At 59.7% G+C, this 21,557-nt stretch carries 15 protein-coding genes; 3 read left to right on the forward strand and 12 right to left on the reverse strand.

The window, feature by feature from the left end; translation table 11 throughout:
• Positions 1-58: 58 nt before the first annotated feature.
• Positions 59-793, reverse strand: coding sequence for a ribonuclease PH (gene rph, locus EDC38_RS11450; RefSeq protein WP_123638615.1), 735 nt, complete (start codon positions 791-793; stop codon positions 59-61).
• 127 nt (positions 794-920) lie between these two features.
• Here rph and EDC38_RS11455 point away from each other — a divergent pair, with 127 nt between their 5' ends.
• The gene (locus EDC38_RS11455; protein WP_123638616.1) at positions 921-1,787 is read left to right on the forward strand and encodes a YicC/YloC family endoribonuclease; all 867 of its coding nucleotides are present in this window, start codon (positions 921-923) and stop codon (positions 1,785-1,787) included.
• A gap of 70 nt (positions 1,788-1,857) precedes the next feature.
• Here the strand turns inward: EDC38_RS11455 and EDC38_RS11460 are convergent, their stop codons facing one another.
• The 7 genes from EDC38_RS11460 to EDC38_RS11490 form a co-directional block, all read right to left on the reverse strand.
• Positions 1,858-2,820: a sensor domain-containing diguanylate cyclase gene (locus tag EDC38_RS11460; protein WP_123638617.1), complete on the reverse strand. Its 963-nt coding sequence runs from the start codon at positions 2,818-2,820 to the stop codon at positions 1,858-1,860.
• Positions 2,810-3,655 (reverse strand): alpha/beta fold hydrolase, encoded by an 846-nt coding sequence (locus EDC38_RS11465; RefSeq protein WP_211331080.1) that lies wholly within the window; start codon positions 3,653-3,655, stop codon positions 2,810-2,812. The genes EDC38_RS11460 and EDC38_RS11465 overlap by 11 nt, the downstream gene beginning before the upstream one ends.
• Before the next feature lie 111 nt (positions 3,656-3,766).
• A complete protein-coding gene (locus EDC38_RS11470; protein ID WP_123638619.1) occupies positions 3,767-4,000 on the reverse strand; it encodes a hypothetical protein in 234 nt (77 codons plus the stop codon).
• 37 nt (positions 4,001-4,037) lie between these two features.
• The gene (locus EDC38_RS11475) at positions 4,038-5,513 is read right to left on the reverse strand and encodes a sodium:solute symporter family protein (RefSeq protein ID WP_123638620.1); all 1,476 of its coding nucleotides are present in this window, start codon (positions 5,511-5,513) and stop codon (positions 4,038-4,040) included.
• Positions 5,510-5,902, reverse strand: coding sequence for a RidA family protein (locus EDC38_RS11480; RefSeq protein ID WP_123638621.1), 393 nt, complete (start codon positions 5,900-5,902; stop codon positions 5,510-5,512). The genes EDC38_RS11475 and EDC38_RS11480 overlap by 4 nt, the downstream gene beginning before the upstream one ends.
• A 63-nt stretch (positions 5,903-5,965) precedes the next feature.
• Positions 5,966-7,402, reverse strand: a complete 1,437-nt coding sequence (locus EDC38_RS11485) for an N-acyl-D-amino-acid deacylase family protein (protein WP_123638622.1) — start codon at positions 7,400-7,402, stop codon at positions 5,966-5,968.
• A gap of 28 nt (positions 7,403-7,430) precedes the next feature.
• Complete coding sequence (locus EDC38_RS11490; RefSeq protein WP_123638623.1) at positions 7,431-8,297, reverse strand: MurR/RpiR family transcriptional regulator; 867 nt, start codon at positions 8,295-8,297, stop codon at positions 7,431-7,433.
• Between the two features lie 709 nt (positions 8,298-9,006).
• Between EDC38_RS11490 and EDC38_RS11495 the strand changes: the two genes are divergently transcribed.
• Complete coding sequence (locus EDC38_RS11495; RefSeq protein WP_123638624.1) at positions 9,007-10,194, forward strand: amino acid deaminase; 1,188 nt, start codon at positions 9,007-9,009, stop codon at positions 10,192-10,194.
• A 25-nt stretch (positions 10,195-10,219) separates the two neighbouring features.
• Positions 10,220-14,065 carry a family 20 glycosylhydrolase gene (locus EDC38_RS16545; protein WP_170162904.1) on the forward strand — a complete coding sequence of 1,282 codons (3,846 nt, stop codon included), beginning with the start codon at positions 10,220-10,222 and terminating at the stop codon, positions 14,063-14,065.
• Here EDC38_RS16545 and EDC38_RS11505 read toward each other — a convergent pair.
• Genes EDC38_RS11505 through EDC38_RS11520 form a run of 4 tightly spaced genes read right to left on the reverse strand, consistent with a single transcriptional unit; the run spans position 14,062 to position 21,528 of the window.
• Positions 14,062-15,588, reverse strand: a complete 1,527-nt coding sequence (locus EDC38_RS11505) for a tryptophan halogenase family protein (protein WP_123638626.1) — start codon at positions 15,586-15,588, stop codon at positions 14,062-14,064. The two genes, EDC38_RS16545 and EDC38_RS11505, sit on opposite strands and share 4 nt — an antisense overlap.
• A 44-nt stretch (positions 15,589-15,632) precedes the next feature.
• A complete protein-coding gene (locus EDC38_RS11510) occupies positions 15,633-16,649 on the reverse strand; it encodes a cupin-like domain-containing protein (RefSeq protein WP_123638627.1) in 1,017 nt (338 codons plus the stop codon).
• A gap of 1 nt (position 16,650) precedes the next feature.
• Entirely contained in the window at positions 16,651-18,207 is a 1,557-nt protein-coding gene (locus EDC38_RS11515) for a tryptophan halogenase family protein (protein WP_246004395.1), read from the reverse strand.
• Between the two features lie 42 nt (positions 18,208-18,249).
• Positions 18,250-21,528, reverse strand: a complete 3,279-nt coding sequence (locus EDC38_RS11520) for a TonB-dependent receptor (RefSeq protein ID WP_246004396.1) — start codon at positions 21,526-21,528, stop codon at positions 18,250-18,252.
• Between the last annotated feature and the right edge of the window lie 29 nt (positions 21,529-21,557).

Consider the following 21,557-nt stretch of genomic DNA (forward strand, 5'->3'; position numbering starts at 1 on the left):
GCCTTCGCTTATCCGCCCTACGCAACCCTCGGTTGCATCCATCGCAATCCGGTCCGGGTTACTCCGCCAGCGCCGCCTGCTGCAACCGATTCAACTCCCCAATCCCTTTCTTGGCCAACGCCATCATGGCTCCGAACTCGGCCTCGGTAAACGGCTCGGCTTCGGCGGTGCCCTGAATTTCGATGATGCCACCGTCATCGCCCATGACCACGTTCATGTCGGTATCCGCAGTGGAATCCTCTGGGTAATCCAGATCCAGCACCGGCACACCCTGATAGATGCCAACGGACACTGAGGCAATGGCGCGCTTGAGCGGACTGTCCTTCACCAACCCCTTCTCCTGCAGAAACGCGACCGCATCGGCCAGCGCCACCCAGGCACCGGTAATGGAGGCGGTACGGGTGCCGCCATCGGCCTGAATCACATCGCAGTCGAGCTGGATGGTGTTCTCGCCCAGCGCGTCGAGATCAATCGCCGCACGCAGGGAGCGGCCGATCAGGCGCTGGATCTCCACCGTGCGCCCCCCTTGCTTGCCACGGGCCGCTTCGCGATTCATACGCGAGCCGGTGGAGCGGGGCAGCATGCCGTACTCGGCGGTCAGCCAGCCCTGGCCCTTGCCGCGCAGGAAAGGCGGCACGCCCTCGACCACGCTCGCGGTGCAGATCACCTTGGTGTCCCCAAATTCCACCAGCACCGAACCCTCGGCATGCTTGGTGTAACGGCGGGTCAGGCGCACATCGCGCAACTGGTCGGGCTGGCGGCCACTGGGGCGCTGAACGGTCGTCTCGGTCATGATCGGATCCTGTACTGTCAAAGGGTTTGAAAAAGTCGTCTGTGGTAACATCGCCGGTTTAATGGGAGCGAAGCCTACCAGCTCCGCCCCCACAGTGTCACCGCCGCATTCAGACAGAGGATCGCCCATGCCACGCAGTATGACCGGTTTTGCCCGCACATCGCAGCAGTTCGACTGGGGCACACTCACCTGGGAGATCCGCAGCGTCAACCACCGCTACCTGGAACCGGCCTTCCGTCTGCCCGACGATCTGCGCGAAATCGAGCCCCATCTGCGCGAGCGCATCCGCAAGAGCCTGCACCGGGGCAAGCTGGAAATGAGCCTGACCGTGCAGAAGGAAGAGGGCGCCGACCAGGCTCTGGGCATCAACCTGCCCAGAGTCCGCCAGCTCGCCGAAGCCGCGCACACCATCGGCAACGAACTGCACGACGCGGCGCCGATCAACCCGCTGGAGGTGTTGCGCTGGCCCGGCGTACTACAACAGGCCGAACTCAATCGCGAGACCCTGATTGAAGCCGCCCTGGCACTATTTGACCAGACCCTGAAACAACTGTTGGAACATCGCACCCGGGAAGGCGGCGAGCTGGTGCAGTTCATTCACCAGCGGCTGGACAGCATCAGCGCCGAGGTGGTGAAACTGCGCGAGCGGTTACCGGAAATACTGACCGCCCAACGCGAGAAACTGCAGAGCAAAATCGAAGCACTGAAGGTCGACCTGGACCCGGAGCGCCTGGAGCAGGAGATTACCCTGCTGGCACAGAAGGCCGACGTGGACGAAGAGCTGGATCGCCTCGACACTCACGTCGCCGAGGTGAAGCACACCCTGACCCAGAAAAATTCCCTGGGTCGCCGGCTGGATTTTCTGATGCAGGAGCTGAATCGCGAGGCGAATACGCTTTCATCAAAAGCCATCGTGGCAGACACCACTCAATCGGCGGTGGAGCTTAAAGTGCTGATTGAGCAAATGCGGGAACAGATCCAGAATATTGAGTGACCTTAACGCAGCCTGGCAATAACGCGCGAGTGATGTTGCGTCAGGTGAAAGTCAGGCCAAAAAAAATTCCTCAGCGAACACACACCCGATTTCGCCCCTGATGCTTGGCATCGTAAAGCGCCCGGTCGGCGCGCCCATAGAGCAGGCTTTTGGTGTCGTGCGGGCAGATTTCGGTAATACCGAAACTCATGGTGACTTCACCGTAACGACCGCCATACTGCGCCACCAGTTCGCGCTTGCGCTCGGCGACCCTGATCGCCTGTTCCGCAGTAGTGCTCGGGAGAATAAGCGCAAACTCCTCACCGCCCATGCGCACCAGCGTATCAATTTCCCTCAGCCCCTGATGCAGGCACTGAGCAACATCTTTGAGTACCCGATCGCCCGCGTCGTGACCAAAGCGGTCGTTGATTCGTTTAAAGAGATCAATGTCCGTGAGAACGAGCGCAAAGGGCGTGCGCGTGCGGTGGAACAGGGCCAACTGTGCCTCTATCTGTCGATCGTACACCCGGCGATTGGCCAGGCCGGTGAGCGGGTCTTGTGTTGCCATCAACTCCAGTTTTGCGTTGAGCTCGGAAAGCTGCTCCTGGCGCTGCTCCAGTTCATGGGCGAGCGCCTGTACCTGCTCCAGAGCCCGGGCCTTTTCTTCCGTCGCCTGCTCCGCCGTCTTGCGCGCCTGCTGCAGTTGTTCCTCGACCAGGTTGCGTCGCTGCATGGGTAGCAGCAGTAACTGATACCCCGGTTCATCCCCGGCTACCGAGGATGCACTGAGCAGCACCGGTAGCGGTTGCCCGGAAGCGCTGGTAAAGGTCAGGGTCATTTCCTCGGCGTGGCCGTGCAGTCGCAGCGCCGGCAATACATGCCCCAGATAGTAGATTCTGGAACCACCGGTCATCCAGCTCTCTGGCGCATGCCCCACCAGCTCAGTCTCGGCCCGTCCCAGCCAATCGCAGAGCGTGCGATTGACGGCGGTCACGATGTTGGCCTCGTCGAGAACGATAAGGCCTCCCGGCAGGCGGTCTATGTCAGGCTGCACCCTGGGCGCCCTCAATCACGGCACGGGCCACCGCCCCAGGGTTGCTGACCTGAGGGTAGTGCCCCGTGGCGTCGAGCCGCCGGATGATTCCTTTGGGGAGCGCCCATTCGAGGTATTCGATCACTGCGGTCGGGACAATCACGTCCTGCTCGCAGTACAGCACCAATGTGGGTACCTGAACGTGCGGTAGCTGAGTGCGTATGTCACAGAGAAAAGTGGTTTCGGCAAAACGCCGGGACATGGCCGGATCGGCATTGAGAAAACTCTCACGCAACTGCTCGGCGAGGGCGGGGCGGTCACCGTTGGCCATGACGATCGGTGCCAGATAACCGGCCCACTCGAAGTGATTGCGCTCCATCAGGTCCAGCAGCTCACCCACGTCTTCGGCCTCAAACCCACCGATATAATCCGGCGGATCATTGATGTAGCGGGGTGAAGGCCCGATGGCAATAATCTGGCGAAACAGCTCCGGCTCGGCGATCGACGCCAGCCAGCCAATGGCACCGCTGACCGAGTGCCCGACCAGAATGGGCCGCCGCTTCAGGCCGAGGGCCTGCACCAGTTCGACCAGATCCTCGGCATAAGCCGAGAGGTCGGCGTAACGCTCAGCGTCGAACGCGCTTCGGTCGGAGCGGCCGCAACCGATGTGATCAAACAGCACCACCGGATACTCCAGGGCCAGGACATCCGCCACCGGCGCCCAGATCTGCTGATCACAGCCAAAACCGTGAGCAAGAATCAGCGTCGGTCGATCGGTTGAGTCGGGGGCAGGCCCCAACCATGAAACCTGGTGTCGCCTGAGGATGTCGGCAGATAACATGAGTACCTCGGTCAAGGGCCTCCGGCCCGATACCTCTTCAAGATAGCTCATGGTAGCAGAGGCTGCCGCTTATACGGACCAGTTCATAATGATTTTCGTGCCAACCTCTGGTCGCGCAATGGCAGCTCAACCCACGGCGCGCTGCCGCAGTCGCTGCCACTCTTCATCCAGGGTGTTGTCCGGCAGGGTCTCTCCCGCGCGGCGATACCAGTACCCCGCATTGCCCAGGTCGCCCTCTTCGCGATGCAGGTAGCCGTGAATCAGGCAGGAGAGGGGATCATCCTGGGCCTCCACCAGGTCGTGAGCACCATGCCACTCCCCCTCGCGAGCCAGTTCCAATGCTTTAAGCTGAGTATTCACCCGTAAGTCTCCTCGGACGGTTCGTAAAGATACCCCGTCAGGATACCGCATCCCCCACTCCAGGCTCCACGGTGGCCTCCATCCGCTCCCGCTCCTGATCCAGCCTGGCCAGGGACTGCGCCGGCGTGAGCGCTTGCGGGGGCGTCATCAAGCTGACCACCACACCAGCACCGAGCGCAACAATGACGGCCGGAATGACCGGATTGCCCCAGAGGGCCATGAACGAAGTCATCACCCAGACCGAGGCAATCGCGCCGCCCAGCAAGGATGCCAGCGCGCCCTGCCAGTTGTAGCGGGGCCAGAAACGACCGAGCAGGCCACAGGCGAACATGCCCGCCATCAGGGTGGAGATCATGCCGGTGATATAACCGATCAGGTCATCGGACAGGGAGGCCATCAGCCAGGCACCAGTGATCACCAGCGCCAATGTAATCCGGGAATTGCGCACCACCGTGATCCGCGATGGCGTGTGCCCGGTCACCATCACCCACAGGTCCCGCATCAAGACGGCCACGCCCGCCATGGCATCGGAGCTGGCACTGGACATGGTGGCGGAGAGCCCGGCAATCAGCACCACCAGCCCAATACCCAACGGCAGCACCTCCACCGCCAGAAACGGAAACGCGAAATTGCGATTGCCCAGTTCGGGGTTGAGCGCATAGGCACCCATACCGATAATCGCCGGTACCAGGGAAAAGAACAGATACAGGGTGCCGGAAATGACAAACGAGCGACGCACGGAGCCGACACTGCGCGCCGAATAAATCCGCTGGCGAAACGATGGGGTGGCCAACACCCCCACGGCGATGACCAGCACCAACGACAAGGCCGGCAAGCCCCCAATGGATTCCCGCGCCAGAGCCGCGACGTTGGCCTTGGGCTGGGCCGCGAGCAACGCACTCCAGCCACCTACGGCGTGCACCGCCAAGGCTGCCATCAATATAAAACCACCGAACAGGACAATCGCCTGAAGCGTATCGGTCCAGACCACGGCGCGATAACCGCCGACAATCACATAGATGGCAAAGCTCAACGCCACCACCGCGCGGGCCACATCAAGGTCCATGCCGGCGATCCAGGCCAGGTACAGGCCGCCGCCGAGAATGTGGGCTCCGAGCCAGCCGATGCAGGCCAGAAAAATCAGCACGGCCACGATATTTTTCACCAGGCGATTGGCCCCCACATAAAAAGAGAGCTCTTCGCTCATGGTCATGAACCGGTATTCCCGCACCGGCGCAAACCAGGCTGCCAACAACAGAATGCCGATGGCGCCACCCAGGCCATAAAGCGCGCCGGCCCAGCCATTAGCATAACCAAAACCCACCGCACCCATGGAGGACCCGGTGCCCACCATGGTCGCCACTGTGGTACCAATGGTCAAAAAAATGGGCAAGCTGCGCCCCGCCAGCAGAAAGTCATCCCCCCCCTGGTGTCGGCGAGTCACCCACCAGCTCAGGGCAATCAGAAACACCACATAGGCGGCGAAGGTGGAGAGAAACAGCGTACTGTTCATGCATCCTCGGCTTTGTAACAGACCACGCCCACTTCCACTTTACAGTCCACCACCAGATCGCATACCGAGCAGATGCGCGCGGGCGGGTGTGCGCCAAAATTCTGTTTGAACACTTTATTGAATGATTGGAAGTAACGGGCGTCGGTGAGAATCACCGTTACGTGCACCACATGTTCCGGGCCATAGCCGGCCTCGCGCATGATCGCAAAACAGTTGTCGATGGCCAGCTGTGACTGTTCGACGATACCGCCTTCCACCACTTCCCCATCGCGCATCGGAGTCTGCCCGGATACATACAACCACCCCGCCGCGCCGGCGGCGCGGGCAAAGGGCAAGGCCTGACCACCGGTGCCCACACCTCCTTCGGTACCGTAACGCTGAATGCTCACACAGGACTCCTTATCATTGCGGTTAAAAAACAGAGTTGAAAACAGACACGGTCGTTTTGAGCGCTATCGCCCTCGAAACAGGAATTCGCCCCGTCGCTCCAGATCGGTGCGTCCGGGTTGATAGCTCAAGGCGCCGTTCACCCACACCCGGTGAATACCCCGGGCGACCTGCTCCGGCTGCTCAAAAGACGCGGTGGATTCAATACGATCGAAATCAAACAGCACCAGATCGGCAAAAGCGCCTTCACGAATGACACCGCGATCGCGCAAACCAAATTCAGCTGCCGAGCGTCCGGTCATTTTGTGAATGGCGGTGGGCAGATCGAACAACTTCCGCTCGCGACAGTAGTGCGCGAGCACCCGAGGGAACGCCCCCCACAGGCGCGGGTGCGGATGCGGGTCCTTGGGCAGTCCGTCGGAGCCGATCATGGTCAACGGGTGGCTCAGAATATTCTCGACATCCTCGACCGCCATACAGTGATACACCGCACCGGCCGGTTGCAGTCGCTCGGCCGCCTCCATGAGGGAGAGTTTCCACTCCTCGGCAATGGCCGCCAGAGTGCGCCCACCCTGCTCGGGAAACGCCCGGGACCAGGTAATGAATACGTCGCTGTCCGGTGACACCTGGGCAAGGTCCAGGGTGCTGGAGCTGGCGGTATAGGGGTAACAGTCGCAGGCGACTTTCTGGTGCGCGGCGGCGCTCTGAAGATGCGACAGCACTTCGGTGCTGCGCCCCCAGTTGCCTTTGCCCGCGCACTTGAGGTGAGACACGATCAGCGGCACCCGACCTTCCCGGGCGGTGTCCAGCGCTTCGTCCATGGCCTCGATAATCTGGTCAAACTCGGTGCGCAGATGGGTGGTATAAATCGCACCGAACGCAGTCAACTCTTTGACCAATGCCAGCACTTCCGCCGTGTCGGACCGATTGGCATTGCGATAGGCCAGCCCGGAACTCATGCCCAGAGCGCCCTGCTGCAATGCCTCGCGCAACTGAACCCGCATGGCGGCCAGCTCTGGCTCGGTGGCGGTGCGCTGCAGATCGCTCATATGCCCAATGCGCAACGCGGTGTGTCCGACCAGCGCTCCGACATTGACCGCCGGACCGGCGGCCTGCACCGCGCGGGCATAATCCGCAAAGGTGGGATATTGAAAGTCTGCCCGTTCGCCCAGCAGGTTCAGTGGGTCGGGTGGCTCGCGGTTGAGTTGTACCGGACTGGCGCTGATGCCGCAGTTGCCGACAATCACACTGGTGACGCCCTGACTGAGTTTGGGCCTCATCTCGGGCTGATGGACCACCGCCAGGTCGTCATGGGTATGCACATCAATAAAGCCCGGCGCCAACACCAGGCCATCGGCGTCGACAGTGGTATCAGCTTCAGCATCAATTTGCTCGGCAATACGCACCACACGCTGGTTCTCAATCGCCACATCGGCCCGGTATGCTTTGGCACTGGTGCCATCCACCACCTGCGCGCCGCGAATCAGCGTGTGATATCCCATAACTAGCCCACTGTGATCGTGCGCTGGCTCAGTCCCCCAAAGGCAGTCGATCCTGTCCGCGTTTGTGGGTGTCCAGCGTATGTTTTATTCGACGCAAGGCCTCACGGCTTTTGCGTTTGTGTTTGGCGGCCAGTTCCGTGGCCAGCACATCAATCGCCGCGAGCATCACATAGCGGGACGCACTCGGCTTGAAAATATAATCCGTCTCGAGCGGCTGCATCGGGATCAGCTGATCCACGATTTTCCCGAGCGGCGAATCCGCCACGGTAATACCGATGGTGCGCGCGCCGTACTCTTTGGCGATTTCCGCTGCCTCCTGCACGTCCGGGCTATAACCACCCAGCGATAGGCACAACACCACATCGTTACTGTCGATGGCCGAGGCGGCCATGCGCATCAACATCGGATCCGAGTAGGCCGTGGCCGCAAACCCCAGTCGGAAAAACCGGTGCTGGCACTCCTGGGCCATCACGGTGGAGCCACCGCCGACCCCGAAAATCAGAATCTGGCGCGACTTGGACAACCACTCCACCGCCGGGCGAATGACCGCCTCGGTCACCAACTGGGCGTTGTGGTCCAGCGTGGTTTTGATGGTTTCATAAACGCTGTAAATGCCGCCGGGCTCAGGGCGCACATCGGTGTAAAACCGCTGCCCAACCGCTTCGGCCTGGGCCAGGCGCATTTTCAGGTCACGCACATTTTTGCATTCAATGGCTTTGGCGAACCGGGTAATGGTGGCTTCACTCACTCCGGCGCGCTCGGCCAGTTCGCTGATGCTGGCCTGAGCGGCGAAGCTCATGTCGTCGAGCACCAGTCGGGCAATTTTCTGTTCCGCATCGCGCAGGTGGCTGTACAGTGTGTTGATGCGCGAGATGATGTCTGGTTCGTGGCTCACGGCGGTGTCCTGTATCTGGTTATAAGACCGATCCGTCCCCGACCTCAGGCCAGGGAACCCCTGAGCCGATCATACGAAACTTGAGGCCAGTATAGATACCGTGTTTGTTATTTTCAATACTTGACTTTATGTTTTGGTAATTTCTATCATTAATGCCAGAAGTGGAGCTTCGGAATGGAGTGCTACGGTCGGGTAACCCCTTGTGAGACACGCCGTGAACCCATCCATGGGGCTCGATCGCCTGCCGTCCAGGCAGGCGACGGTCTCACAAGGGGTTACCCGACCTCCGCGCTGCCAACGTAAGGTTCCGGGAAATAGCTCCCACCGTAAAACATTTCGGACAACGGCAAATACGCATCGCTCTGAAGTATCGGAACCATTCGCCCGAAGTAACTTATGGCGCTAGTTCCCGAAACGTTATGCCTTCACCGCGGATGCAAATGTCTCGGTATGGCACTGAGGGCGGGGGAGGGGAAGCCCTTTCAAGACCGTAAGCGGAGGGACTCCGCGCGTCGAGCCCCCGTGGACGCCCCACAGGGATGTGGGAAGTGTCCCGAAGCGCCGGGAGCGCGAAGGGGACCGGGTTTACGGCGTGTCTTGAAAGGGCTTCCCCTTCCCCGCCCGGACGTTACATTGCACATACAATCTGTCGGATTATGCTTCGCTAATCCGGCCTAACGCCATTCGACATCAATAATTCAGGTGTTTTATGAACAGGCCGAACCTTCTGGAAGAAGACCTGCCGCTGCCAGCGGCGGTGGTGTACCAGTCCCGACTCGATAATAACCTGCACTGGATGCAACGGTTTGCCGAACAGAACGGTGTACTCCTCTGCCCTCACGGCAAAACCACCATGACGCCCGACTTTTTCCGTCGCCAACTGGACGCCGGTGCCTGGGGCATTACCCTGGCCACCGTTCCCCAGGTGCAGGCCGCAGCCGAGGCGGGGGTGCCCCGGGTGCTGATGGCCAACCAACTGGTGGGCAAAGCCAACATGGCGTCGATCAGTCACTTGCTGGACAACGGCCTCGACTATTACTGCCTGGTGGACTCACCGGACAATGTCCGCGCCCTCAATGACTTTTTTGCCGTGCATGGGCAGACCCTCAAGGTATTGCTGGAGGTCGGCGTGCCCGGTGGGCGCTGTGGTTGTCGCACGACCAAGCAGGTCGACGCCGTATTGAGTGCGCTTGCCGAGGCGCCGGCGTTGCAGTTGGCCGGTGTGGAAACCTATGAGGGCGTCATCCACGGTGACGACCCGGAAGCCTTGGTGCGGAAGCACTTGTTGAAGGTGCGCGATATTTGTCAGTCGCTCTATCAGCAGGGCCGGTTCTCCACCGACACCGTGATTCTCACCGGCGCCGGATCCGCCTGGTACGATGTGGTCATGGAAGTGTTCGGCCCGGTCCGCGAACAGACGGGCGAGCAGCGCATCCTGCCGGTGTTGCGCCCGGGCTGTTATCTGATTCACGATCAGGGCATTTACTGGGACGCCCAGAGCCGGATCATGGCGCGTCTGCCCCGTGACTGTCAGCCCGGGGGCGATCTGGAGTCGAGCCTGGAGGTCTGGGCATATGTGCAGTCGGTGCCTGAACCGGGTGTGGCCATCCTGACCCTCGGGAAGCGGGAGGTAGCCGTCGATGCGGGGCTACCGCAACCGGTGTTGCACTATCGTCCCGGCGACACCGCACCGCGTCGAGCACCAGCGCTCTGGCAGGTCGACCACATCATGGACCACCACAGCCGCCTGAGGCTGCCCGAAGACGCCGATGTGCGCGTGGGGGATATCATTGCCCTGGCCACCTCCCACCCCTGCCTGACCTTTGACAAGTGGCGTCAGCTACTGGTGATCGACGATGATTATCAGCTACTTCGCCGAGTGGAAACCCGCTTTTAATTCGCCCATTTCCAACGAGCCCGCTATGTTCAAGAATAATAAATACTCCATCGCTCTGACGGCCTTACTCTGCCTAAGCCCGCTATCTCTCGGCGCCGAACCGGACGAGCTGCCCCTTATGCCCTATCCGGCCTCCGTGGAGTACGCCGACGGTGCGCTTTCCCTGACGCCGCGCCTGACGCTTCGTCTGATGGGCGCGATCGGGTCGCTACCCGAAGGCACGCTCAAACGTTTCGCCCAGCGCCTGAAGCAGCAGACCGGCCGAACGCTGGAAAGCTCGGGGGAAAACGGCACTGCGCTGATGATTCATATCGATCAGCCGGCCCATCGTCTGCGCTCCTCCGAGCAACTGGACCCGAACCTGGAAGGCTATCAACTGCACATCATGGACAGCGGCATTCATCTGCATGCCACCACCCATCTGGGTGTGCAACACGGGCTGGAAACCCTGCTGCAATTATTGGCCGACAACCCGGACCGCCTGCCGGCCATGTGCATCGATGATCAACCCCGGTTTGGTTGGCGCGGGCTGATGCTGGACTCGGTGCGGCATTTCTTTTCGGTGGAGACCATCAAGCGTCAGCTCGACGGCATGGCCGCCGCCAAGCTCAATATTTTTCACTGGCACCTGACCGACGACCAGGGCTGGCGACTGGAGTCCCGCGCTTACCCCAAGCTTCACCAGGAGGCCTCCAACGGACAGTATTACACCCGAGAACAAGTACAGGAAATCGTCGCCTATGCCGCCGAGCGCGGCATTCAGGTCATGCCCGAAATCGATATGCCCGGGCACAGCAGCGCGATCGCGGTCGCCTATCCGGAACTTATGTCCGCTCCCGGTCCGTATCAGCCCGAGGACCGCTGGGGCGTGCACAAGCCACTGCTCAATCCCGCCAACGAGGCGGTGTACGAATTTGCCAAAACCATTCTGCGCGAAGTGGCCGAGCTGTTTCCGTTCGATTATATCCACGTCGGCGGCGATGAGGTCGATCCCGAGCACTGGTTGAACAACCCGGACATTCGTGCCTTTATGGACAATGAAGGTCTGGAGAATGCCGAGGCGCTGCACGCCCATTTCAATCAACGACTGTCCAACATTCTGACCCGACTGGATCGCAAAATGATGGGCTGGGATGAAGTGCTGCATCCGGATCTGCCTCAGCATACCGCCGTGCAATCCTGGCGGGGTGTTGACTCGCTGGGGCAGGCGGCCCAAGCGGGGCATCCCGCGGTACTGTCCACCGGATTTTATCTGGACCAGCCTCAAGCCGCCGGCTATCACTACCGGGTCCGCTTTGAACCCGAGCCCCTGTCAATAGAGACTCAACCCAGTGAGTCGGAAACCCGCCAGAGCTGGGCGTTTGAAATGCCACGCAAACGCGGCTCCGCGATAACCGGGTATGTCACCGTCATTCAAGGGTCGGGTAACCAACGCCGTGGCTATATCGACTTCACCGGGAAATCCCGGCAAACACTGCACAACCTGATCCTTGACGGCGATCGAATCCGATTCGATGTCGACACCTGGATGGGCCCGGTGCGCGCTCGGCTGGAATCCCGGGGTGATGCGCTCGATGGCGATATGGTGGTAGGCAACGCCGCTTATGCGGTCTCTGGCCAGCGCGTCGAACAGTCCCCAGAGCCTCTGACCAAACCCGTATTATCCGACAGTGACAAAACTAACATTCTTGGTGGCGAAATTGCCCTCTGGGCTGAATTGATCGACGAGCAGAGCATCGACCTTCGCCTGTGGCCTCGCGCTTTCGTGGTTGCCGAGCGGCTATGGTCTCCCGCTCAAAGGCGGGATGAAACATCATTGTATCGCCGGCTGCCGCTGATCTCGGAGTGGGCCGCCAAATCCGTGGCGCTGAAACACAAAGCGCAAGCCCGACAGTCGTTCGAGCGACTGGTGGGTTCAGACTCTGTGGCCGACGCAGAAGTACTCATCGAAGCCTTGGAACCGGCCCAGTACTATCATCGACACCATGAAAAGTCCCAGCGGGAAAGCTACTCCCGACGCGATCCGCTGGACCGGTTTGTGGACGGTCTTCCCGCCGAGAGTCTGGCGGCACGTTCACTGAAACAAGACATTGAACAGCTACTGGCAAACCCCGGTAACGACGTTTTAGCCAGCTCCATTGAATCCCGTCTGACCCGCTGGCAACAAAGCGCTCAAGCGTTGATCTCCAGGCTCGATGCCACTGGCGCCACGTCAGAAGTATACCGGCAAGCAGAGCGAGTCGTAACCGTCACCGAGTGGGGCCTCACACTGCTGCCCCTGTGGCGGGAACATACCGCGTTGTCGCCATCGGTTCGTGCATCGGCGCGGGACAGCTTGCGTCGCGCCCAGGGTATAGAGCATGAAATCGTGGTGGCCGCCGCCTACGTCATCGAAATGCTGCTTGATGCGATTCCGGAGCCACCGGCCACCGTCGACTGGATGCCCGACGACAGCTTTCCCACCGGCATAGAGGGTCCGGTCGTCGGACCGGAGGGTTCACTCTACGCCGTCAACTTCGAACGCCAGGGCAGTATCGGTAGAGTGAGGGAACAGAATCAGGGCGAGCGCTGGGTGGATCTACCCGAGGGCAGCATCGCCAACAGTCTTCGCTTTGATACCGCAGGCCAACTCTGGGCGGCGGATTACACCGGGCACAACCTGATTCGACTGAACCCGCGCACCAGCGACATCATTGCCACTTATCATGAACCGCGCATGCACCAGCCCAACGACATCGCCCTCACCCGTTGGGGCGCTATCTTTGCCACCGATCCTGACTGGGCCAACAACAGCGGCCAGCTCTGGCGCATGGACCCGGGTGGCGAGTTTACGTTGCTGGAAACCGGAATGGGCACGACCAACGGCATAGAGCTGAGCCCGGATGAACGTCGACTGTACGTGAATGAAAGTGTCCAGCGGCGGGTGTGGGTCTATCGGGTATCGGCCACGGGAGAGCTGAGTGACAAGCGTCTGTTCTATCAGTTCGATGACTACGGTCTGGACGGTATGGCCACGGACCCGGAAGGCAACCTGTATATCGCCCGCTATGGTGCGGGTACCGTTGCAGTTCTGTCACCCCACGGTGAGCTGATTGAAGAAATTTCTTTGAAAGGGCGGTATCCAACCAACATTGCCCTGGACCTGCGCCAGCGACCCCGCGCCTTTGTCACCCTGCAGCAACGCGGGGCCATCGAAATGTTTGAGCTGGCTCCCCGCCTTCATCAGAAACACCGACCTGCGGCTAATCAGACGCCCGTCGCCGAACTATTATCCCGCGAGCAGTTCAACAGCCTGTTTCCCGAACGCAATCCGTTCTACGACTACGACGGCCTGCTGGCTGCCAGTCGGCAGTTTCCCGCTTTCGCCGGCGTGGGCGATCGGGAGACGCGCCTACGGGAGTTGGCCGCCGCACTGGCCAACTTCGCTCACGAAACCGGCGATCTGGTCTACATCGAGGAAATTCACAAAGACGATTACTGCTCCAACACCGATACCCTGTGTGGTGTCTGCGCCCCAGGTAAACGCTACTTCGGTCGCGGTCCCATTCAACTGAGCTGGAACGGCAACTACTGCGCCGCGGGGCTCGCGATGGGTATCGACCTCTGGGCCGAGCCGGAGCGGGTCGCGCAGGAGTCCGCCATCGCATGGCAATCGGCGCTCTGGTATTGGCTGACCCGGCTGGGCCCGGGCACCATGACCGCCCACCGGGCCATGGTGGACGGCCAAGGCTTTGGAGAAACCATTCGCACCATCAATGGCAGCCTGGAATGTGACGGCGGCCGCCCAGAACAGGTCCAGAGCCGCATCGAGCGTTACCGGACCTATACCCGGATTCTGGGGGTAACCCCGGGCGATAACCTGGACTGTTAAACCACCGATTGTTCGGCGACAGCAGGCGCCAGCAGCTCGTTATGGGGACGAAAGTTCAGAGCGCAGCGGCGAATGAAGTCCGCCAACTGATCCTGCTCCTGCGATGCCTCAGCCGTTGGGCTGCCGGTGGAAGAGCGCAGCGGGGGAAACACCCCATAGCCAGCCAGAAGGCAGGCCCAGGACTTGGGCTGGTAGCTGCCACCGAGGTGATTGGCCTGCATTTCCTGCGCGAAGTTCTCACTGTGTTGCCACAGATACAGAATCCGACTCAGATGCTCCGATAGTTTGGTGTTCTCCGCATTGTCCCGCCAGTAGGCCGTATCCCGGCGCTGATTGACTTTGTAATGACAGACGATGTAATCCCGAATGCCTTCAAATTTGGTATTGATCTCGCGATTGAAATCATCCGCACCCTGGTTGGTGAAACCGCCCCGCTCAAAGTGCAACATGAATCGCCGGACAGTCTCGAAGGATAGCGCAATGGCGGTCGCTTCGAGCGGTTCGATAAAACCCTGAGACAGCCCGACTGCCAGACAGTTTTTGGTCCAGTGAGAGGCCACCCGGCCGACTTTCATGTTCAGATGCCTCGCCGGAGTATCGCTCTCGAGCAGCCCCAGGTTCTGTCGCAACTCTGTTTCTGCCCGATCCGCGTCGATATGACTGGAGCTGTACACATAGCCGTTTCCATACCGATTGGTTAACGGAATCTTCCATGCCCAGCCATTAGACAATGCCGTCGATCGGGTTTCCGGCGGAATGGTGGTTGAGGTCTCACTGGGCAGCACCACCGCCGCATCATTGAACAGGTTGTCTTCAAAACCCAAAAACCGCGTTTTCAGGGCACCTTGCATCAACAGCGATCGGAAGCCGGAACAGTCGACAAAGAAATCCGCCTCCAGGGTGTCATTGCCCGCAAGCCTGACGGAAGAAATTGCCCCATCGGTGCTCAGCAACACTTCCGTCACCGTACCGATAATGCGCTTTACCCCTCGCGCAACCGCTTTTTCTGACAGAAATTGCCCCAAAAGCTTTGAATCAAAGTGATAGCCATAGGCGGCGCCGAATGGAAAACATTCGTCGGCCAGGGGGCCCAGGTTATTCTGGGCAAGGTAGGTTTCCAGAAAATAGGAATCCGGATGCGCATGGGCATAGTCACCGCGCAGACGGGCCTGAACGTTACGCAAAAACAGGGGCACGGTCAGCAGGTCATCGGTCTGCGCGGGAAACGGATGAAAGTAGGATTCAAACCCCGGAATCGAGGACCAGCCGTGAAACGAGATACCGTTTTTATAGGTCGCGTTGCACTTGGGCATCCACTCGGATTCCTCGATACCGACGGCGTCGAAGAATACCTTCAGGTGCGGCGTGGAGCCTTCCCCAACACCCACAACACCAATATCGCGGGACTCGAGTACGCACACCTCGATATCCGGCCAGCGTGAATTCAGCAGGCAGGCGGCCATCCAGCCCGCCGTGCCTCCGCCGACGATCAGAATTTTTTCGGGCTTTCCTGTTGTGGTCATTCTGGTCATTCCACCAATGATTCTCTCATCCGATTCGGTGCACCTTACCGCTTCAACTTTTCGACAAAGTGATCCTTGATCGCTCGGGCATAATCGGGCGAAATCGGTCCCAACACATGCTGCTGATGTTCGGGAATGTAGGAGGCCGGATCAACGCCCTGCTTGAACAGATAGTGATCAAACAGATGACGCCAGGCATTGCGCTGCTCTTGGGACAGGTCTCGCATGGCCAGCAGCGCAATATTCAGGCTGTCGATCGGGCTCGGAGGTGTGGCCGCTTTCGCGGAAGACCCGTTCCACCAATAATTCATCAGGGCATTCACCTTTTCCAGTGACTCCACATGGTGCCACCAGAGCATGGGAATAAAGATCGCATCGCCCGACCCCAATTCCGCCGAATAGGCGTTGGCCAGGGCGGTTTCAAAGCGGGGGTAGCGCTCAAAATCCGGGTTGTTCAGGTCCACCAGGGAAGTGGGCGCTCCGGCCGGGGTGAAGTTGAGCGGGCCGGGGTAGAGATTGCCGGTCTGCGCCGGAGGAAAGAGCACAAAGCGTCGGCGGCCGGCGACCACGCAGGCCATATTGTCCGCACCGTCGTAGTGGGCGCTGACGATACCCTCGTTACCGACCCAGAGCCTTGGTGTCACATCCGGGAAAAACGGCGTTGGATTATCCTCCACCAGACCGGGTAACAGATTTTCCGGCGCGCCATTCTGCAAAGAGATGGCGGGATAGACCGACCGGTCCATCAGTTCCAGTAACCGTCCCAGAAACAGGTCCACGCGCTCGTCACCGGCCAGATAGTTCACGCCGGTCATATCGCCGTTGTAGTAAAAGCGTTTGTTGGCCTCGGGTGGGGCCAGGAGAATTCGGGCCTTTTGCCCCTGGTAGAACTGCAGCAGATACCGCACCCAGTCCTCGGGGGACTGCTGGGCGGCCGTCACCAGCGGCCAGTGCCGAGCGAAACCCCGGATCACCACCGGTTTCTGTTCGGGCGCGATTTGCTCAAAAAACTGGCCGGCGGAGAGATCATTAAACTCCGGAATTTTCCGATAGCCCGCCATCTCAGGAAACCTCCCCCGAGGTCCGGACCCGGCTCTCAACGCCGCAGTGCTGCCGAATATAATCGCCATGACTGGGCATCTTCATTACGGTAGTGCGGATATGGTCCGCCTGTTGCCGCAACTGCGCCGCCAGACGCTGACAGTCAAAGGCGTCCATCAACGGGTGGTATTTTCTGGGCCGGATGTTCATGCCTTCAAAGATGGAACACCAACTGTCCCTGCTGAAGAAATCTCCGCTGTTCGATTCCAGTTCGCCGCGCTCTCGAAACCGACGGATTTTTTCCCACAGAGAGTCCGGCACCGGAAGATTCTGGCAATTCTGCCAGAAAGGGGTATCCCGTCGATCCGCGGTACAGTAATGCAGAATAATGAAATCGCGGATTTCGTGATAGTCGGTATTGATCTTGCGGTTGAACGCCTGTTCGATACCGGGATCGAAATCCCGATCCGGAAAATGACGGATAAAATGGATCAGGGTTTTGTACACCAGGTGAATGGCTGTGGACTCCAGAGGCTCCAGAAAACCGGAGGCCAGCCCCAGCGCCAGGCAGTTGTGGTGCCAGATTTTCTCGCGCCGCCCGGTCACAAAGGGAATCACTCTCGGCTCGTTCAGTGCCTCGCCGTTCACCGTCGTCAGCAACGTCTGTATTGCCTGCTCGTCGGAGCAGTAACGGCTGGAGAATACATAGCCATTCCCGGTGCGATGCTGCAAGGGAATCCGCCAGCTCCAGCCCGCGGCCCGCGCGGTCGCCTGGGTATAGGGCACCGGGTCTTCGGTGTTCCGGGTTTGCACCACCACCGCCCGGTCACAGGGCAAGTAATCCGACCAGTCCCGATAACCCACATTCAATGCCCGGTCGATCAACCGGCCCCGAAATCCGGTGCAGTCGATGTAAAAATCGCTGGTTACTCTGGCACCGCTATCCAGACTCACGGAGCGAATGAACTGCCTGTCATCAACGGCAACGTCGTTGACGGTGGCTTCAATTCTGGCCACACCTCGCGCAAGGCACAGGTCACGCAGGTAGCGGGCAACCAGAACCGCGTCCAGATGCAGGGCGTAGCTGTAGTTTCGAAGTGCCCAATCGTTCGATCTCGGTGGGCGCAACATGAAGCGCGAGTGTTCCGCCATGATGGCACCGGGTGACTGGTCCAGCCAGCGGGTTGCCTGACCTTCACTAAGCGTTTTCAGCCAGGCCTGATAGAACTCGAAGCCATTGATATCCTGCCCGACACGGCCAAAGGGGTGAAAGTAGTGCTCGCCGACTTCCCGCCAGTCATCAAAACGGATCCCCAGTTTGAAGCTGGCCGATGTGGCTTTGATAAAGGCGTTCAGGTCGATCCGGCAGGCCCGGAGAAAATCCAGGATGGAGGGCACGGTGGATTCGCCGACGCCCACGCTGGCAATATCCGGCGATTCGATCACGGTGATCTTGATACCGCTGCCCTGAAGCGCCGACGATAGCACGCTGGCGGCCATCCAGCCGGCCGTGCCACCGCCCACGATACACAGTGAATTCAGGCTGTTCTGCATAAGCACGAAAAAGGCGCGCCGCACAGCGGCGACGCGCCTTCCCTGTTACCTCCAGTCAGTCACCGGTCAGAATACCGCGCGCACGCTCAGTGCGTATCGGCGGTCGGTGGTGAAGCTCAACGCGTCAGTTCGGTCACCGGCCTGGTTCAGCTGATACTGGGTTTTGGTCTCTTCATCCAGCAGGTTGCTGGCTTCCAGACCGACACTCCAGATATCGTTGATGTCATAGTACAGGCTGGCATCCATCATGCCTTGCGCTTTGGCGTACGTCGGTACGAACTCCTCGGATTCCCGCATCGTCAACAGATACTCCGAGCGCCAGGTGTAGGCCAGGCGGAACCGGATATCCTCGTACTCATACATACCGACGATATTGGCATTCTGATCCGAGTAGCCCACCAGCGGCAGACCGGTGAACCGACGGAAGGAGTTTCGGTTGTCGGTAATCGGTGTGCCATCACCACTATAGCGTATTCCCTCGGATGGATTGCTGTTGGGGTCTTCCAGGCCATCCTGATCGATATAGGTGAAGTTCAACTGCATACCCAGGCCGCTCCAGGCTCCCGGCAACATATCGTAGAACTGGGAGTATGAAAATTCGACCCCGCGGATCGTACCGGACCCGGTGTTGGCCGGACCGTCCGCAGACACCGGATAGGTATAACCCGCGTGCTCAACCTCAGTATCAAACTGGCGGTTGCGGATGATGTTGTCCAGTTCCTTGTGGAACAGACCAACCGTCAGAGAGCCCACCGGGGCAAAGTACCACTCGGCACTCAAGTCCAGGTTGATGGACTCTTCCGGTTCCAGGTAGGGATTGCGCGCATTGGCGCTGATCTCGATATCCGTCAGATCGACTACCGGGTTGGTTTCCTCGTCTTTACCCTCGTTCGGATCCTGCAATACCTCGGTGTAATCCAGACTCACCACCATGCTGTTACGGGCATCGGTCAAGGTCGGGTAATACAGCCCCTTGGAGGCACCAAAGCGCAATACCACATCTTCGGTGAGGCCGAAGCTCAGGTTCAGGCTGGGCAGAACGGTGTCGTAATCGGTGCCCTGAACGGTACTGAGCATGGAGTCACCGGAGGCGAGTGCGAAGATTTCCGGATAGTCGTCTCTCATCACCTGATACAGTGATTCATCTTCACTGGTACCGCGCCGAGCGGTGGGCGGCAGAGTCACATTGCCCGTAGACGCCAGTTGATAGTTCACATAACGCAGACCGACATTACCGGTCAGAGGAACCGCCCAGTCGTCAAACTCGAAGTTCCCGCGAACATAGAATTCACTACGCTCTTCGTTGGTCGAGCTGATATGACGCGGCGCGAAGTGGCTGTACAGACGATCGTCCAGGTCTTCATAGGGTAGGGCACACTCGCCGCTGCCGTCCATGGCGTTACCCAGGGCACTCCAGGAGCCACAACCGTCGCGCAGGGTCTGAATATAATTTTCGGACAGATCCATTCGGGGAAACAGGAAGCTGTTGTTCGGCCCCTGCACGACTTTTCCGTCGTACTGATCGGCAAAGCTGACCCGCTCAAACAGCTCCGGCGCCACTTGCGGCGAAGCGTTGTAGGAGCCTTCAGCGGACCAGGGCGTACCCAGCGCCTGCCAACCCTCATACTCGGTATCGGCAATGGCCAGGTCTTTTTCCGAGTAGTAGGCACCCGCCTGAATGGAGGTGAAAGCGCCGTCGAAATCGTACTGGAAATCCACCTGGAAGCTATCCGATTCGGCGCTAGCGTCCACTTCCTGCTGCATGCCATTGCTCAGCCGCAGTATCGGGTTGGTGTAGGTACCATCCACTGGCCCATCAACTTCCGGCGGGTTGGAGGTGTTCGAGTTCAGATACTCAAAGGTTGGGGTATCGCCCCGCAAATCCATAAAGAAAGGCGCATGCTCAAAGGTCTGGTTGCCGTTGATGCGTGAGGTCAGGTTGTAGTTGTGGACTACCTGCGTCGACTCCACCCGCTGATAGTCCAGCGACAGGGTCATGCGATCAGAGGGGTTCAACTGCACATTGAGCGAGGTGTCTTCCACCGTATTTTCGTTGTAGTTGTAGCGCGAGCGGAATTGCAACGGCATTTCCGGATGGTTGGCACGGCCTACGCCCGAGGTCAGAAAGCCATCCCCATCGTAATCGGTCTGGTTATTGACGGTCAGCGGCCGGCCCTCATCGCGCTCATCAAACCACTGAATGGTATTGGGCACGTACGGCAGGAAGCCGCGGTCCCCCGACGCAATCACTCGCTCGCGCCACTCCAGAGAGGCTTTGGAGTTGATGTGTTCCAGTGTAGCCACGATGGTTTCTTCGGTATTGGCCCACTGCAATGAGGTGGTAAAGCCCGTGCGCTCACGGTCATTTTCCGCGGTGCTGATGTGGTAGTTGGCTGGCGCATACCAGGTGACCCCGTCGGGCTGACCTTCCAGCGCCTCGCCCTCGTAGGGCGGCACAAAGGCGGCGGCATCTTCGGCATCGTATTGGACGGTGTCTTCAAAACCCAGGGCATCACAGGCACGCCAATCAGAGGCGCCCGGAATACAGGGGTTGGAATACTGGCCTTCAATCACCCCGGGAGTAGCGGTGCCCCACTCGTCATAGGAGAAGGTGTCCAACACACCACGGCTGTGGTAATTCCCCAGGCCAACGCCATCGCCGCGGGTCTGGTATTCAGACTGGGAGCCGGCGATCAGAAAGCCGAACCGACCCGCACTGGTTTCCCAGTTGTCGGAGAACAGGGCCGAGAAGGACGGCGTCACCTCCTCCCGGTAGTCGCCATAGTGGCCCTTCGCATTCAGGGAGACGAGCCGTCCTTCAGAATCAAAGGGTTTGCGGGTGATCAGGTTGACCGTGCCAGCAATGCCGCCGGAAATCAGATCGGCGGTCTGGTTCTTGACCACCTCCACGGACCCCAGCAGCTCCGCCGGGAAGTCCTCATAGCTCAAGCCGCCCCAGGGGTTGGCACTGAAGGCGTCACGGCCATTGATTTCACTGCGCACCCGATCCAGGCCCCGCACCAGCACGCCCGTGCCTTCGTCAGCGTAGTGCTTGGGATCATCGGAGGAGGCAAAACGTTCAATGGTAACCCCCGGCACCCGCTGCAGCGCTTCGGTCACGCTACGATCCGGGAGCGCGCCAATGTCCGACGCCGTAATGACGTCCTTGAAGGTATCCGCATTGCGCTTGATGTCCTGGGAGGTTTCGATACTGGAGCGCATTCCGCGCACCACGATTTCCTCCAGTAGCGCCTCGTCCCCCTGCGCCACGGCGGGTTGGGTAGTCGCCACGGCGGCACTGCAGACCACCAGGCTGAGCAGCTTTTTATTGAACACGGTTGGCATGGTTGTGTATCCCCTATTGGCGTGTGTCA

The sequence above is a fragment of the Marinimicrobium koreense genome, from assembly GCF_003762925.1.
GTDB lineage: Bacteria > Pseudomonadota > Gammaproteobacteria > Pseudomonadales > Cellvibrionaceae > Marinimicrobium > Marinimicrobium koreense.